This window comes from Sphingobacterium sp. UBA7855, assembly GCA_002500745.1.
Classification (GTDB): Bacteria; Bacteroidota; Bacteroidia; order Sphingobacteriales; family Sphingobacteriaceae; genus Sphingobacterium.
Genome location: DLST01000017.1, coordinates 246,321 through 262,246 on the forward strand (window position 1 = coordinate 246,321; position 15,926 = coordinate 262,246).

Consider the following 15,926-nt stretch of genomic DNA (forward strand, 5'->3'; position numbering starts at 1 on the left):
TTCCATAGCGCAATTCATTAGAAGAGAATAGTATTTTTTATTATTTTAGTAAAGATATAAGCAACTATGATATGATGAGCAACGACGACACTAAAAGAGGATCTGGTATATTAAACAGTCTGAAAAAATTAATTTTTGAAGATGATCAACCCCAGCAAAGCCAGCGCCCACAAACGCCATTGGCGCCTGCACCAAATGCTATTCCAAACACCCCTTATAAGGAACCATCCTATTCTCCTGCTACGCCAACAACTGGCAAAACACCTCCTCCAATCCCGATAACGGCCAACGATGGAACTACCGACCTTAAAGAAATGAAATTAAAGGTCTATGCCATTCTGGAAAAACTAAATGAACAAGGGGTAGACTTTTTTGAGGTATGGAATGCTGCAGCAGCGATGGGAAAAGTGGAGGAAAACACACTCAAAGCAGCTTATACATCACTTAAATTTGTAGACAGTTCGTTAACTAAGGATAAACTAGTAGCAACTGGCACAAATTATGCTAATAAACTGAAAGAAACCATTGCCAAAGAATCGGAACAAAAACAGGCTGAAAAGAAAAAGACTGAACAGGACCGAACCATGGAGATTGCAAATCTGAACACTGAAATCAAAACAATAACGGAGAATATCGCCAAATTGCAAGATGACCTACAGAAAAAACAGCTCGCTTTGGGACAGATTAATGAAAAGTACGCACCCAGAATTAAAGATATTGAACAAAAAATAAACATCGGCAACGCGGCCGTTGATGAGGTTGTTACCGAAATCAACGCTGCACTACGTATGATTAATCAATCGATAACATAAAAATAAATCAATGGAAAGAAAAGATCAGTATGTTAACATTCCCGCTGAGATAAAGACGCAACTTCCGATATTTCAAGTATTGGGCGATCATCTGCCTGCACAGCTACAATCTCCAGAAGCAAAAAAGACTGCATCAAAAGTTTTCTTTTGGGCGCTTTTACTTGGCGGAGCCTTTGCATTTTTCAAATATTTACCGATTATGCTGGAATATGCCGGAAAAAGTATACTTTTTGTGATATTCAGTATTATCCTGATTACCTTATTATTGCTAGCGCCAAAGATCATTTCGCTATTGCACCGATTGGGAACCGTCCTACTATTTAAAGGTGAAAAATCCATCATTAGAAATAACCCAATAGAAACCTTACAATTGCTGTCAAGAGATGCAAAAGACACGCTGAAACGAGTAAAGGAAAAAATTAGCAATGTCGATGGAGTCCGCATTGATATGATTCAAAGTGGTGAAACAGCACAAAAGACTGCGGAAGAAAAATATACGTATGCCAAACGTTTTACAGCGGAAGCAGCTAATCTCGACGAAAAATCGAAAGAAGAAGCCAGTAAAAATAACGCAGAAAAAGCAAATGCTTATGCCAGAGATGCTAAGGAAACGCGTACTAAAGCCTTTCTATTGGGAAAAGAAGGAGAATCAGAAGAGCAAAATGCGCGTAGCTATGTCCAATATGCCAATCAGTTTGCTAAAGTATTGGAAGTACTCAAAGACAATGAAAGTGCCGCCCGAATTTATGTTAGCACCTTAGATAGCAGCATTTCCATCATTTCGAAGAAGCTAGAAGCGACCCAAAAAATGAAGAATGCCACCGACGGCCTTGCTGATGTGTTCAATATCAAAGATGGCTGGGCATTTCAAGAGGCCATGAATGCCGCAACAGGTGCCATTAGCCAAAATATAGCCTCTATCCGGTCCAATTTGGATTTCCTGGATCAAAACAACAACATCACTGTCGGTGGAGCGCCAACGCAGGGTGAATTAGAAGAATTCATCCGCAAAGTAGACGAGCGCAATCTGAAGGTTTTGAATGTAACGCAGATGACAGACGCTAGCTATGAGCTCAAGCCCGAAGAGAAAGTGGATAAAGGATTTACATTACTTGATTAACTATAAAATTATATTACTTCAACATTATGGAAGAAAGATCAACATGGGCAAGATTAAGATGGCCTATTAAAGCAATTATTATTGCCTTACCTATTTTGGCAATCGGTTACTGGGCAATGCAATCGGGCAAATTTGATGCTAACCCTACTGTACAAACAGACTCAACTAGTCACAAAAATGCGGATTCAAACCACTCATCGGGCTCGAAAGACACTCGATCATTCAACTATCAACCTGAAAAGCCTGTTGACGGTGAATACAAAGGAGTGGTTGAAGTGGGCGCCTCTGGGTTCAATTCCTTCGTCGTCAATATGGATAAAGAGAATCGTTGGGAAATCGTTTCCAAAGATTTTGGAAAATCTTTTGCTTATGAAGGATTGGCAAATACCGAAGATATTCGCAAAGGATTAAAAGACTATATCGGCATGATGCTGGATAAAGGTGTTAAATCGAAAAATATACATTTCGTCATTAGCTCTGGAGCGCAAAAGGAACCCAAAACAACTATCATTAGCAGCGAACTTAGAAAAATGGGCTTTGTGGTCAACTTGGTTACAGCAGAGCAAGAAGGAAAGCTTGCATTAAAATCGGTCCTTCCAAAAGCATATGAAGACAATGCATTTGTTGTTGACATCGGGTCTGGTAATACAAAAATTTCATGGATCGATGGCGATACAAAATCTGTAGAAGCACCCGGCGCAAAGTACTATGAGAAAGATCTCAAAGATGATGCTGTCTATGCAGAAGTAAAAAAATTAGGCGAAAAGATTCCGGAAAATAAAAGAGAAGTTTGTTTTATCATCGGTGGCGTTCCATTTGAACTTGCGTCGCAAACGCGCCAAGGTGAAGAACGTTTTACCGTTTTGAATGACCCAGCTTCCTACAACACTGATAAAATAAAAACAAAAAGCGGTGTTAACATTTATAAAGCAATTAAAGATGCGACCAACTGCGATACCTTTGTTTTTGATTGGGACGCCAACTTTACCATTGGATTTCTACTATCGTTAAACAAATAGGCACCTTTTAGCCTATAAAAAAACGCTGTTCTCAAACTAAGAGAACAGCGTTTTTTATATAACCTTTTTTGTCATCCCATAAAACTCAAGAGATACAAAACAATAATGATCGCCAATACCAAAAAAGCGATTTTCCAAAAGCTATAAGGTCGTTGCCCGTACACTTTACCATTAAATGCATTAACCATGATCTGATAACTCTTTCCTTTGTATTGATAAGCAGATAACCAAACGGGCAAAAGAATATATTTCAATTTAATGGATTTAAAATCACTATCAATGGAATCGATATCCTGCGTATCGCCACCGATGTCATTCTCAACCTGTCGCTCGATTTCCCGGTCCATAATCGCTCGGGCAGTTGTTGCCGCTTTCACATGACCTACACTGAAAGTTTCTGCGATAAAACCACTCAGATACTGCTCATTGAAAGGTTTTAGATAGCCCAAATTCCACGGCCCGATCTTTTCGGAAAACTTTTCCGGAAGGGAGGTTGATCCAGAAATAACAATATCCTTAAATTGGCTATAAATAGTACCTGAAGTTGGATACCAGTTGGTTCGTCTTTCTTCGTACTCTTCTGTTTCGCCATCCGAATTACGCCTCGTCCTTGTCACATAATAATACTCACCACGCGAGCCGATGTAATCAGAATTCACCTCTGCATCATAGGACCAAAAAGGAATATATACCCCCTTTAAACGGTCATTCCTAGCGTTAAAAATCCGCGTAAAGTCATTCGGTGCAAACCATACCTTCCCAGCCCATTGCGTCAATAGCCCAAAAGCACTTTTATAGTCAACACCAAAAGGAACAACACCATGCGGTTTTACAATACGTTTTTGCTGATGGTCAATGACCAATGGTGATGCACAAAAGGCACACAAATCTGCCGTAACATGAGGATTCAAACGCGAGTTTGCACCACAGTTGCCGCAATGCACGACCTCAGCTAAATAACTATATCGTTCATCTTCGAGTCCTTCCATCGCGGCTCCAAAGACCTTATAATCCGTTGATTCAATACGCCCATTTTCTGGCAACTGATCAGCTATTTCATTTCTGGTTCCACAATAGGAACATTCCAAATAGGAAGTACCGGGCTGATAAGTCAGAATTGCACCACAGCCCTGACATTTCAATCCTTGCTCTATCTCGGAGGTTTTTTCTTCAAAACTCATACAACACAGTCATGCGTTTCTTTCCTAAACTCCTGGTATCGGAGGCGGAATCTGTGAAAAAAGTCCTTTCAAATCGCTCACCTTATCAGCTTCAATCCAGTTCTCAAGTCCTTCTCTCCAAACGAGGGTAGCCGTATTTAGCGTGCCATCCTGGACAAGGCTACTCAATTGTTCATGATCAAACGGTCCTTCCTGTTTTCCTTTAATCGCGAGATAATAAGCTACGCTTTTAGGCAGCGGCGGCGGCCCCGCTGTTGTAGCAGAAGCACCTGCACCCCCTACTCCAGTTGGATTGTTTCCATCAAAACTATTTTGTTGAAAGACATTTCCCATTTGACCAACCATTCCCGCTCCCAGTCCCGCACCAAATCCAGCACCTACGATCCCTCCACTAGTTGGGTTCTCAGCAGCTTTCTCCATCGAATTAGCAGCTTGAAATTGAGCATATGCTCCAAGATTACCAACAACGCCCATGCTACTTCGCTTATCAAGTGCCTTTTCAACTTCTTCTGGGAAAGAAATATTTTCTATTAAAAACTTCGTTAAACTTAATCCCAACTCATCAAAATCGGCTCCAATTTTCTGCTGTATCAAGGCTGAAACTTCATCGTAGTTGGATGCAAGATCCAATGCAGGAATTTTGGACTCAGCAATAGCATCCATCCCTCTCGATACCGCAATGTTTCGAAGCTGTTCTGTGATATCTTCAACCGTAAATACCGGTGTTGTTGAAACCAACTGTTTCATGAACACGGTAACATCTTTCACTTGAAAGGAGAAATTACCAAAAGCTCGGAGTCGAATGGGTCCAAATTCAGGATCCCGCAACATGATTGGATTTTTGGTACCCCATTTCTGATTAACAAATTGACGAAGATTCACAAAATAAACATCCGCTTTGAAAGGACTGTTGAATCCATACTTCCACCCCCTAATGGTAGTCATGATGGGCATGTTTTGGGTTGTCAATTCGTAACGACCGGGTTGAAAGACATCAGCCACCACACCTTCGTTTAAAAATACGGCTGCCTGTCCTTCCCTCACGGTCAATTGTGCACCCATTTTTATTTCATTCTGATACCTTGGAAATTTCCACACAATTGTATCCGTACTATTATCGACCCATTCGATAATATCGACAAACTCATTCCTGATTTTATCAAATAATCCCATAAATTATTCGCTTTAAAATTACTTACACTAAATGTAAACATTTCCCGGCAAACCAGCAATTTTCATCATCTGGACATAAACTGGGGATATCTAAAAAATTTAGCCTTTTAGACTACTTATCGTAGTTTATTTTTTTTACTTTTGCTAGCTAAGTTCAACATAAATTTATGAGTACATATAACGAAGACAGCATTAGGTCCCTGGATTGGAAAGAGCATATTCGCCTTCGTCCGGGAATGTACATTGGAAAGTTGGGGGACGGTTCGGCCTATGATGATGGTATTTATGTTTTATTGAAAGAGGTCGTTGACAACTCCATCGATGAGTTTGTTATGGGAGCTGGTAAAACGATTGATATCACGGTAAACGAGAATAAAGTTTCCGTACGCGATTATGGACGTGGTATTCCAATTGGTTCTGTTGTTGATGTTGTTTCTAAAATCAATACAGGTGGTAAATATGATAGTAAGGCTTTCCAAAAGTCCGTCGGTTTAAATGGGGTCGGTACGAAAGCAGTGAACGCTTTGTCCAGTCAGTTCACCGTACAGTCCTATCGGCAAAATATTACCCGCATCGCTCAATTCGCTAAGGGAGAATTAGTCAATGATGAACAAAAAGAAACAACGCAACGAAATGGCACAGCGGTAACATTCTATCCAGACGACTCCATTTTCCGGAATTATAAATACAGACTAGAATTTGTTGAAAACATGATCTGGAATTATGTGTTCCTGAATTCTGGGCTTACGATTAATTTCAATAATCAGAAATTTATTTCCGAGCATGGTCTAAAAGACTTATTGGAACGTAATATTGATGCCGAATCCATGCGCTATCCAATTATTCACCTGCGTGGTGAAGACATTGAAATTGCCATGACACATGGACAACAATATGGAGAGGAATACTATTCCTTCGTAAACGGACAACATACAACCCAAGGGGGAACACATCAGGCAGCATTTCGTGAAGCACTCGTCAAAACGATCCGCGAATTCTACAAAAAAGAATTTGACGCATCGGATATTCGGTCTTCAATCATCGGAGCAATCGCCATCAAAGTACAAGAACCTGTTTTCGAATCTCAAACTAAAACAAAATTGGGTTCCCAAAGTGTCGGTCCTGAAGGCCCGACTGTAAGAGGCTTCATTAATGACTTTGTAAAAAAAGCATTGGATGATTACCTGCATAAAAATCCAGCTACGGCAGATGCCCTTCAGAAACGAATCCTGCAATCCGAACGCGAGCGCAAGGACATCGCGGGTATTAAAAAATTGGCCAACGAAAGGGCAAAAAAAGCCTCTCTTCATAATCGTAAACTACGTGACTGTAAAGTGCATTTTAGCGATAAAAATGAACGCAACCAAGAAACGACACTGTTTATTACCGAGGGGGATTCTGCTTCTGGTTCGATCACCAAATCACGCGACGTACAGACTCAAGCCGTGTTTAGCCTAAAAGGAAAGCCGCTTAACTCTTATGGAATGTCCAAAAAGATTGTTTATGAAAACGAAGAATTCAATCTTTTGCAACATGCACTTAATATTGAAGATGGTCTAGATGGATTACGTTACAACAATATCGTTATCGCTACCGATGCCGACGTTGATGGAATGCACATCCGTTTGCTATTATTAACGTTTTTCTTACAGTTCTTCCCAGACCTTGTTAAAGCAGGACACGTTTCCATTTTGCAGACGCCCCTTTTCCGTGTCCGCAATAAAAAGGAAACAATTTATTGCTATTCCGACGAAGAACGGCAAAAAGCAATCGCAAAATTAGGAGCTAAACCCGAAATTACCCGATTCAAAGGTCTGGGTGAAATATCACCTTCCGAGTTTGGTTTATTTATCGGAAAAGATATCCGCCTTGATCCTGTTATCTTGTCCAAAGACAATAAGATTCAACAGTTATTAGAATATTACATGGGTAAAAACACGCCCGATAGACAAAAACATATCGTCGAAAATCTACGTGTTGAAGTTGACCTAGAAGAAGAACTAACAAAAAAAGCGGGTTAACATAGCCCGCTTTTTTTCAATAACCTACAACCAAATTTCATGCACAACCAAACCCTAATTTTGATCCAATGTCAAGACGCCGTTGGACTAGTCGCCAACATCTCAAACACGCTTGCAAAATATCAGCTCAATATTGTCACCATGCGCGAATATGTAGATGAAGAAGCCAATAAATTCTTCGTGCGTGTAGTCTGTAACGGTCTAGTAATGGATCAAAAACAGCTTTCCGACTCCTTGGCTGAGGTCCTTCCTCCCTCTGCTCAAATACAGATCAACCCCAATACCCGAAAAAAGATTGTTGTCTTGGTGACCAAAGAGCATCACTGCCTTGCAGACATACTTGTACGACAGCATTTCGAAACTTGGGGAGCCGAAGTGCAGGCTGTCATTGGCAATTATGAATCGCTACGCTCTTTTACAGAAAAATTCGACATTCCTTTTCACTGTATCTCACATGAAAACCTGACAAAGGAAACGTTCGAAAAACAACTGATAGCACAAATCCAACAATATCATTTCGATTATATCATTTTAGCTAAATTCATGCGAATCTTATCACCAGCGTTTGTTGGAACTTTTGAGAATAAATTAGTGAATATCCACCATTCCTTCCTACCGGCATTTATCGGAGCCAACCCTTACAAACAGGCACATGCAAGAGGTGTTAAGATTATTGGAGCCACAGCGCATTTCGTGACCGACCAACTTGATGAAGGTCCGATCATCGTCCAGGATATACGGCATGTCAACCACACCTACACGGTGAAAGACATGGTTACTGCTGGAAAGGAAATAGAAAAAGCCGTTTTAAGCCGTGCAATTCGCCTGCTTAGCGAGGATCGTGTCATGCGCAACGACTACAAAACAATTGTATTTGAATAGTGATTACAATCATATCCCCATAAAACAATCATTACTTTTTTTTAGCGTTATTCTTCATTCTTTCGTAAAAGAAATATTTAAGAATGACGCATACTTTTCATATCCCCGTATTAGGCCTAGCTTTCTCGATCGATTCAGCAATTAAGGTTGCACAGTACGGAATCTCCTCCGTGATGTCTATCGTTGACGATGAACTAATCGAGCGCATGCGCTGCTATTACTGTGGAGAATATCAAATCCCCTATCAACCAATCCGCACATCTGAAGAAGATTATCGGGCAAATAGAATCACAGCATACCTCAATCTGGTACAATTTGTGGTCAATAAACAAATTACAGCCTTAAAACATCAACCCTTTACAAAAGGCTCAGAATTGGCAAAATACTTTCAGCTTCTACCAGATTCACATCCCTCCAAGCCGCTGTATCACGCTATGGAGATGGAAACAAATCTGGCCATTAAGACCGAACTCCAAGATTTATTGATCACTTATCTAAAGCCGGGTGACATTGATGTTAATATCATGTCCAAAGTTGACAAGATAAACTATAAAGACGGTAAGGTATTAGACGAGCGATTTTCGGATGCACTAGCAGCCTTACGTGGCTTTGCAAATTCCAATCTTCATTCTTCGCTTATCCTTTCCGCTGGAATGAATCCACACCTATATGCTTACCTTGCTGAATTGCCAGCTTTCTTCCCTGATAATGAAAGTATGTTCGACAAAAAGGTAACACTCAAAGTAAGCGATTTCCGATCGGCACTCATTCAGGCAAAATATCTCGCCAAAAGAGGGGTTTGGGTATCTGAATTCAGAATAGAATCCGGTTTGAACTGTGGTGGACATGCTTTCGCAACGGATGGCTTTCTTCTTGGTCCAATCCTTCAAGAATTCAAAGAAAAGAAAGAAAGTTTAAAAGCCGAACTTTTCGAGATATACCAAGAATATTGGAATGCTCAAAAGCGCTTTTTAACCATACCTCCCGTTATCAAATATACCGTTCAAGGAGGGGTGGGTACCGCTTCAGAACATCAGTTTTTTTTAGATTATTATGGATTTGACGCTGTAGGATGGGGATCTCCATTCCTAATGGTACCCGAAGCAACTACGGTAGATCAAGAAACGTTGAAAACATTGGAACTTGCCGAAAAAGAAGACTTCTACTGCAGTGGAGCATCTCCATTAGGCATTCCATTCAACAACTTTAGAAAAAGTGGCGCTGAGCACTTACGAGTAGAACGAATTAAAAAAGGCCGCCCTGGAAGCCCCTGCAAAAAAGAGTATCTTATTTCCAACACCGAGTTCGGTGACAAGCCCATCTGCACCGCATCACGCGTATATCAACATCAAAAGATACAGGAACTAAAACAACAAAACCTGTCTGCTGCTGAATACGAAAAAGCTTTTGAGGCCATTACCGAAAAGACCTGTCTTTGTGAAGGACTCGCAGCACCTGCCTATCTTAAATACAATATCCAGAAGACTAAAGAACAGACCGCCGTCGCCATTTGTCCGGGTCCAAATCTTGTTTGGTTTAAAAAACAATACACTTTACGGGAAATGATCGATCATATCTATGGCCGTATCTCAGTCTTTGAAAATAACAATCGCCCATTTGTCCTGATCAACGAACTCAACCTGTACATTGATCATATTCAAAAATATGTAACAGATAATCAAAACATCATTAATGATAAAAAGGTAAAGTATGTAGCCAAATTTAAAGCGCAGTTACAAGCTGGGATTGCTTACTATGATGAGCTAGCTCAACACTTATCACATATCCCGCAGAACATCATTGCAGCCATCCCAAAGCAGCTGGAACTCGCATCGCTACGGTTGAAGGATATCCATATGTAATGCGCCTGATGCATATTAAAACAATTGTCTCTGATAACAAACACGGGGCGNNCGCCCCGTGTTTGTTATCAGAAATCTTTTGACCGTATTACTTCGCTATCTTACGGAATTTACCAAATACGCCAAGTGGAAGTTTCGGACCTGCAGTTGCTTGTAAAAATAGCTCGCCTATTTCTAAGTTTTCAACCTTCGGAAAAGCAGTCTTAATTAAATTTTCCACAATAACCGAAGAGAAACCTAAAGAATAGGTATTTAAAATCAAGAAATGTTCTTGAGGATCCAATAGTTGAACAACCTCTGTCATCATTTCCATAATGTGGTCTTCCAATTTCCATTTCTCACCTTTCGGCCCATGTCCATAAGCTGGTGGATCCAAAATAATTCCATTATAGGTATTACCTCTTTTCAGTTCACGCTTTACAAACTTTAACGCATCCTCAACAACCCAACGAATGTTATCCAAGTTGGAAATTTCCATATTTTCATTCGCCCAGGTCACAACCTGTTTAATCGAATCCACGTGAGTTGTATCCGCACCAGCAGCTTTCGCTATTAAAGATGCTCCTCCCGTGTATGCGAAAAGATTGAGAACCTTCGGTTTTTCCGTCTTAAATGAACGAACAGATTCTGAAATATAGTCCCAATTTACAGCCTGTTCCGGAAATATCCCGACGTGTTTAAAAGATGTCAGGCCCAACCTAAATTTGATAGCCACATCGCTATTTTTATATTCGATGTGCCAACGGTCCTGAACCTTCGGATTTTTCTTCAACCATTCTCCAGAAGTAGCCGAACGACCTTTGAATTTGATATGATAACGTTTGTTCCAATCTGCTTCACTCAACGCCTTAGGCCATACAGCCTGAGGCTCAGGTCTGACCAGAATTAAATCACCAAAGCGTTCCAATTTTTCAAAATCACCACAATCAATGAGTTCATAGTCTCTCCAATGCTGTGGAGTCAATAGTTGTATATTTGTTGCTGCCAAAATCAAAATTTTCCGACAAAACTAAGCTAAATTTCAATAGAAAAGAAATCTGCATGATCCTAACCCCGATCAGCGCCTAAAATCGGACACACTAAAACAATAATCTCACCCGTTATTCGCCCATCGAGGCCTTAGCACTTTTCATCAATGGGCTTGCAAAGACAAAGTTGTTTAATTCTTTCACATCCGAGCGCATCATATCCTTATTGGACCCTTCCCAAAACTTCGCCCCTTGGTAAAGAAACAAAATATATTCCCCTATTCCCATTACAGAATTCATATCATGCGTAACAACAACTGTTGTACATTTTAATTCTTGAGTTATCTTCAAAATTAACTCATCGATAACAATAGAAGTTTCAGGGTCTAGACCCGAATTAGGCTCATCACAAAAAAGGTATTTGGGATTCATACTGATCGCACGCGCAATCCCTACCCGCTTTTTCATCCCGCCTGAGAGCTCGGCAGGAAATAGCTTATTCCGTCCCTCCAGATTAACCTGTTCTAGACAATGATTTGCCCGGTCCAATTTCTCCGCTTTCGACATGTCCGTAAACATATCCAAAGAAAACATAATATTTTGTTCGACAGTCATCGAATCAAATAATGCTGAATTCTGAAAAAGCATACCTATTTCTTTACGAATGGGGACACGTTCTTCAAAATTCATCCGAGTAAAATCTTTGTCGTCAAAAATGACCTTTCCTTTTTCCGGTTGATGCAACCCAACGATGCACTTCAATAAGGTGCTCTTTCCCGACCCCGAACCACCAATAATCAAACTCACTTTACCGGGTTCAAAATTCGCACTGATACCTTTCAGCACATGATTATCACCAAACGACTTGTTAATATCTTCGATTTGAATCATAAAATCTTTTTAAAGCATTAGTGCCGTAATTACATAATCCGCCGCTAGAATGGTAATACAGCCTACCACTACAGCTTCCGTGCTCGCCTGCCCAACTTCCAAAGCCCCACCCTTCACATGATATCCTTTATAAGCAGAAATCGATGTAATAATAAATCCAAAGACCACCGCTTTTACAAGTGCCACCGTTACGGTAAAACCATTAAAGCCATCTTGAATCCCCAAAATATAATCTGCTTGCGTAACAGCTCCCGAAAGGGATCCCCCCAATAGGCCGCCCACCAAGGCGCACACGATGGAAATAATAACCAACATCGGAATCATGGTCACACCAGCCAAAATTTTAGGCAAAATCAAATAGCCAGGAGCATTGATCCCCATAATTTCCAAGGCATCAATCTGCTCTGTAACACGCATAGAGCCAATCTGTGAAGATATGGACGAACCAATTTTTCCCATTAAAACCAAGCCAGATATCGTTGGCCCCAATTCCAAGATATTCGAATCCCGATTGATAGAGCCTATAATCGAATTAGGTATCAAGTCCGAAACCATCTGAAAGGCTATTTGCATGGTCATAACAGCACCAATAAAGGTGGAGATAATGACGATAAGGCCGAGCGAGCCAATACCAATATCGGTCATTGCCAATACGGTTTCCTTCCAATAAATCCGCCCCTTCTCCGGTCTTTTAAATACTGATTTGAGGAGTATGAGATAGGCACCAATGTGATGAAAGATCATGTTATCTATTTAATTTCAATGTATTACGTCAATTATAAGACTATATTAAGCCGAGATATCCATTAAAGGTAATTAATTCCCGGTAATATATAAACAAGCAAAAAGCCAAAAAGTAATGGAAAAACGAAATTACTTACCGATCAATTAGTCACATTTACCGATTTTTTATGTATAATAGCCTAAACATTCATACAGTATCTCCCAAATCGAATTACTTTTGAGATATATTAACAAACAGAATTAGTTATGAATACACGAAGAATAACAACTGGTATCACCATTCTCTTTATAGGCGTTGTCTTATTATTGTCACAGCTTGACACAATTTCATTCAATTGGGCCGGTATTTTTAGATATTGGCCGCTGTTTATCGTTCTTGCCGGAATTCGTATGCTGGTACCCAAAGATCAACAGGTTGGACAATTTGTTGCCATTGGCTCTACCGTGGTCATTTTAGGGTTCCTGACATACATCGGCCTATCGACACCTAAGGAACCACTATTAACACAGCTATTAAAGAGTAAAACCCTTGGCGTCAAATATAATGATGATCCAAATGATAAAACGAATTATACAACGGAAAAGCTCAACGTACCACTGAACAATAAAATCCAAAGTGCTACCTTGAATCTCGATTTAGGCGCCACCTCATTAAGAAATGATAGCAGCACGACGTCACAGATCTTCTCGGCATATAATACCTCAAAAGAATATTTACTGGGCGTAACCGTACATGGAGAGTCTACCGAAAAAGTTGACATCAATTTAAAAGGGAAATTCCAAAACAAGGATTTCAATAGCAAAAATAATAATACTTTTATTGCTTTAAACCCCAACATCGTATGGAACCTGAATTTTGATGTCGGCGCGATTGATGCCAAGCTGGATCTTTCCCCCTATAAAATAGAGGCATTAGATATCGATGCCGGTGCAACAAGTTTAAAACTAAAATTGGGTCAGCCACTGGCTACAACAAAGATTTCGATGGACGCCGGAGCGTCATCAATCGAAATCATGATTCCGAAAAATGCGGCCTGCCGTATTACAAGCGATAATGCGTTATCCTCTACAGATTATGAGGGCGATTTCCTTAAAAGTGAAGGAGAAGCAAAATCGATAAATTACGACACAGCTACTCAAAAATTCGATTTTGACATCAACGGTGGTATTGCATCAATAAAAATTAGAAGATATTAATTGACAGCCGATTTTTAGTCAAGAAAAGTTAACTTTGTGTTAGATATGGACACAAGTAATATGTTGACATTGCCTGGAATCTATTGCAATTCCAAGGTAGATTATTCAAGATGGAAAACGAGGGAAATTCAAATCGGTGATACTCCAATGGGTGGCGATAATCCCATTCGTATTCAAAGTATGACAACGGTAGATACCATGGATACGATGGGGTCAGTTGAACAGACGATTCGGATGGTTGAAGCGGGCTGCGAATACGTTCGTATTACCGCTCCCAGTATAAAAGAAGCACAAAATTTAGCCAATATAAAGAATGAACTCCGGCGAAGAGGATATAATGTTCCTTTAGTTGCTGATATTCATTTTACCCCCAATGCTGCCGAGGTAGCCGCCCGTATCGTAGAGAAAGTAAGGGTCAACCCCGGAAACTATGCGGACAAGAAAAAATTCGATCAGCTGTCGTATACCGAAGCTGAATATAAACTTGAATTGGAGCGCATTTATCATAAATTTGCTCCACTTGTCAATATCTGTAAAGAAAATGGTACAGCCATGCGCATTGGCACCAACCATGGTTCCTTATCCGACAGAATTATGAGCCATTATGGCGATACGCCTGAAGGCATGGTTGAATCGGCCATGGAGTTTATCCGGATGTGCGAAGACCTGAATTTTTATAACCTTTGTATCTCAATGAAATCATCCAATCCGCAGGTCATGGTAAAAGCCTACCGTTTGTTGGTCGAAAAAATGGTTTCCGAAAACATGAACTACCCGCTACATCTCGGAGTAACGGAAGCCGGAGATGGTGAAGATGGCCGTGTGAAATCTGCCGTCGGCATTGGAACACTGTTGGAGGATGGACTGGGAGATACTGTACGCGTATCGTTAACCGAAGAACCCGAACGCGAAGCCCCCGTAGCAATAGCTCTTGTCAATCGATATAGCAAACGGCAGGCAAACCTCGAGCTTCAGCCCAAACAAGAAATTATTCAACTATCCACAGACACACCCATTGTCCCTTATACCAGCGAAGAAGTAAATACATTCATCGGGGGGGCTTTAGTTCCCAGGATTGTCGTTGATATCTCCAAAGAAAATTTGAAAGACGCCCAGATACTTACCAAAGTTGGCTATCGCTATGATATCCTATTGGATAAATATCACATGGGCGAGCAGTCTGTAGACTTTGTTTATCTCGCAGATAGTTTACCGTCTTTCACTATGCCGGCCAACCTGAAACAGATTTATAACTACGACACTTGGTTCCAACTTGCTGATAAAACCAACATCCATCCCCTCTTTACCTTAGCACAATTTGTAGCAGCGGACTATAAAGATACGGTGTTGAATATGGTCAAAATCTGCAATTCAGATTTGTTGACCCCATTGTTTGAATCTTTACAGCTTGACAAAACTGTCGTATTTATAGTGGAAACCGATTACTTGCACGGGATGGCAGATCAAAGACAATTTTTCCGTAATTTGCAGGAAATAGGCATCAACAATCCAGTCATTATTAAACGCTCCTATCCAAAAGAAGATTTCTCAGGCCCTATTGGTGAATATATGAATCCCGAAGAACCTATTTCCAAAATACAGCTTTATGCATCGACAGATCTAGGCGCGCTATTGATCGATGGATTAGGATCGGGAATCTGGATTGATTCACCGGCAACAGCATTGGAAAACATAGCCTCATTATCTTTCGGAATTTTGCAGGCAACGCGATCAAGAATATCCAAGACAGAATATATATCCTGCCCAAGTTGTGGCAGAACCTTGTTTGATCTACAAGAAACTACCCAGATGATTCGAAGCCGCACGAACCATTTAAAAGGGTTAAAAATTGGTATCATGGGCTGCATTGTGAATGGTCCTGGTGAAATGGCTGATGCAGACTATGGCTATGTGGGAGCGGGACCTGATAAAGTTACGTTGTATAGAGGCCAGCAGGTTGTCAAGAAAAATGTGAGTTCTGCACATGCCTTGGACGAATTGATCAAAATCATTAAAGATGATGGCCTTTGGATCGAAGAATTACAAGACTAAAGCC

At 40.5% G+C, this 15,926-nt stretch carries 13 protein-coding genes; 8 read left to right on the forward strand and 5 right to left on the reverse strand.

Translation table 11 applies throughout. The features are described from left to right. Window positions 1-71 precede the first annotated feature (71 nt). From B2107_RS16325 to B2107_RS16335, 3 genes are read left to right on the forward strand one after another with little or no spacing between them, the layout of a single operon-like run. Window positions 72-812 carry a hypothetical protein gene (locus B2107_RS16325; protein ID WP_293956710.1) on the forward strand — a complete coding sequence of 247 codons (741 nt, stop codon included), beginning with the start codon at window positions 72-74 and terminating at the stop codon, window positions 810-812. 10 nt (window positions 813-822) lie between these two features. Continuing rightward, the gene (locus tag B2107_RS16330) at window positions 823-1,932 is read left to right on the forward strand and encodes a hypothetical protein (RefSeq protein ID WP_293956711.1); all 1,110 of its coding nucleotides are present in this window, start codon (window positions 823-825) and stop codon (window positions 1,930-1,932) included. Between the two features lie 26 nt (window positions 1,933-1,958). Then, the gene (locus tag B2107_RS16335; RefSeq protein ID WP_293956712.1) at window positions 1,959-2,951 is read left to right on the forward strand and encodes a hypothetical protein; all 993 of its coding nucleotides are present in this window, start codon (window positions 1,959-1,961) and stop codon (window positions 2,949-2,951) included. A gap of 71 nt (window positions 2,952-3,022) precedes the next feature. Here the strand turns inward: B2107_RS16335 and B2107_RS16340 are convergent, their stop codons facing one another. Together B2107_RS16340 and B2107_RS16345 are read right to left on the reverse strand one after the other, a co-directional pair. After that, the gene (locus tag B2107_RS16340) at window positions 3,023-4,132 is read right to left on the reverse strand and encodes a zinc finger domain-containing protein (RefSeq protein ID WP_293956713.1); all 1,110 of its coding nucleotides are present in this window, start codon (window positions 4,130-4,132) and stop codon (window positions 3,023-3,025) included. A gap of 24 nt (window positions 4,133-4,156) precedes the next feature. Continuing rightward, entirely contained in the window at window positions 4,157-5,305 is a 1,149-nt protein-coding gene (locus B2107_RS16345) for an SPFH domain-containing protein (RefSeq protein WP_293956714.1), read from the reverse strand. A 167-nt stretch (window positions 5,306-5,472) separates the two neighbouring features. Here B2107_RS16345 and B2107_RS16350 point away from each other — a divergent pair, with 167 nt between their 5' ends. The 3 genes from B2107_RS16350 (at window position 5,473) to B2107_RS16360 (ending at window position 10,070) form a co-directional block, all read left to right on the forward strand. Further along, window positions 5,473-7,326: a DNA topoisomerase IV subunit B gene (locus B2107_RS16350; RefSeq protein WP_293956715.1), complete on the forward strand. Its 1,854-nt coding sequence runs from the start codon at window positions 5,473-5,475 to the stop codon at window positions 7,324-7,326. Between the two features lie 39 nt (window positions 7,327-7,365). Beyond that, a complete protein-coding gene (purU, locus tag B2107_RS16355) occupies window positions 7,366-8,208 on the forward strand; it encodes a formyltetrahydrofolate deformylase (RefSeq protein WP_293956717.1) in 843 nt (280 codons plus the stop codon). An 83-nt stretch (window positions 8,209-8,291) separates the two neighbouring features. Continuing rightward, window positions 8,292-10,070: a hypothetical protein gene (locus B2107_RS16360; protein WP_293956718.1), complete on the forward strand. Its 1,779-nt coding sequence runs from the start codon at window positions 8,292-8,294 to the stop codon at window positions 10,068-10,070. Window positions 10,071-10,158: 88 nt separating this feature from the next. Here B2107_RS16360 and B2107_RS16365 read toward each other — a convergent pair whose 3' ends face one another. The 3 genes from B2107_RS16365 to B2107_RS16375 form a co-directional block, all read right to left on the reverse strand. Further along, window positions 10,159-11,064 (reverse strand): class I SAM-dependent methyltransferase, encoded by a 906-nt coding sequence (locus B2107_RS16365; RefSeq protein WP_293956719.1) that lies wholly within the window; start codon window positions 11,062-11,064, stop codon window positions 10,159-10,161. A gap of 106 nt (window positions 11,065-11,170) precedes the next feature. Beyond that, window positions 11,171-11,929 (reverse strand): ABC transporter ATP-binding protein, encoded by a 759-nt coding sequence (locus tag B2107_RS16370; RefSeq protein WP_293956720.1) that lies wholly within the window; start codon window positions 11,927-11,929, stop codon window positions 11,171-11,173. A 9-nt stretch (window positions 11,930-11,938) separates the two neighbouring features. Next, entirely contained in the window at window positions 11,939-12,673 is a 735-nt protein-coding gene (locus tag B2107_RS16375; protein ID WP_293956721.1) for an MlaE family ABC transporter permease, read from the reverse strand. Window positions 12,674-12,919: 246 nt separating this feature from the next. On the opposite strand from B2107_RS16375, the gene B2107_RS16380 reads away from it, so the two are divergent. Next, the gene (locus B2107_RS16380; protein ID WP_293956722.1) at window positions 12,920-13,870 is read left to right on the forward strand and encodes a LiaI-LiaF-like domain-containing protein; all 951 of its coding nucleotides are present in this window, start codon (window positions 12,920-12,922) and stop codon (window positions 13,868-13,870) included. A 45-nt stretch (window positions 13,871-13,915) separates the two neighbouring features. Continuing rightward, the gene (ispG, locus tag B2107_RS16385; protein ID WP_293956724.1) at window positions 13,916-15,922 is read left to right on the forward strand and encodes a (E)-4-hydroxy-3-methylbut-2-enyl-diphosphate synthase; all 2,007 of its coding nucleotides are present in this window, start codon (window positions 13,916-13,918) and stop codon (window positions 15,920-15,922) included. Window positions 15,923-15,926: the final 4 nt, after the last annotated feature.

Coding starts and splice junctions, on each gene's coding strand:
- B2107_RS16325 (WP_293956710.1), top strand. CDS start 72: ATGATGAGCAACGACGACACTAAAAGAGGATCTGGTATATTAAACAGT.
- B2107_RS16330 (WP_293956711.1), top strand. CDS start 823: ATGGAAAGAAAAGATCAGTATGTTAACATTCCCGCTGAGATAAAGACG.
- B2107_RS16335 (WP_293956712.1), top strand. CDS start 1,959: ATGGAAGAAAGATCAACATGGGCAAGATTAAGATGGCCTATTAAAGCA.
- B2107_RS16340 (WP_293956713.1), bottom strand. CDS start 4,132: ATGAGTTTTGAAGAAAAAACCTCCGAGATAGAGCAAGGATTGAAATGT.
- B2107_RS16345 (WP_293956714.1), bottom strand. CDS start 5,305: ATGGGATTATTTGATAAAATCAGGAATGAGTTTGTCGATATTATCGAA.
- B2107_RS16350 (WP_293956715.1), top strand. CDS start 5,473: ATGAGTACATATAACGAAGACAGCATTAGGTCCCTGGATTGGAAAGAG.
- purU (WP_293956717.1), top strand. CDS start 7,366: ATGCACAACCAAACCCTAATTTTGATCCAATGTCAAGACGCCGTTGGA.
- B2107_RS16360 (WP_293956718.1), top strand. CDS start 8,292: ATGACGCATACTTTTCATATCCCCGTATTAGGCCTAGCTTTCTCGATC.
- B2107_RS16370 (WP_293956720.1), bottom strand. CDS start 11,929: ATGATTCAAATCGAAGATATTAACAAGTCGTTTGGTGATAATCATGTG.
- B2107_RS16375 (WP_293956721.1), bottom strand. CDS start 12,673: ATGATCTTTCATCACATTGGTGCCTATCTCATACTCCTCAAATCAGTA.
- B2107_RS16380 (WP_293956722.1), top strand. CDS start 12,920: ATGAATACACGAAGAATAACAACTGGTATCACCATTCTCTTTATAGGC.
- ispG (WP_293956724.1), top strand. CDS start 13,916: ATGGACACAAGTAATATGTTGACATTGCCTGGAATCTATTGCAATTCC.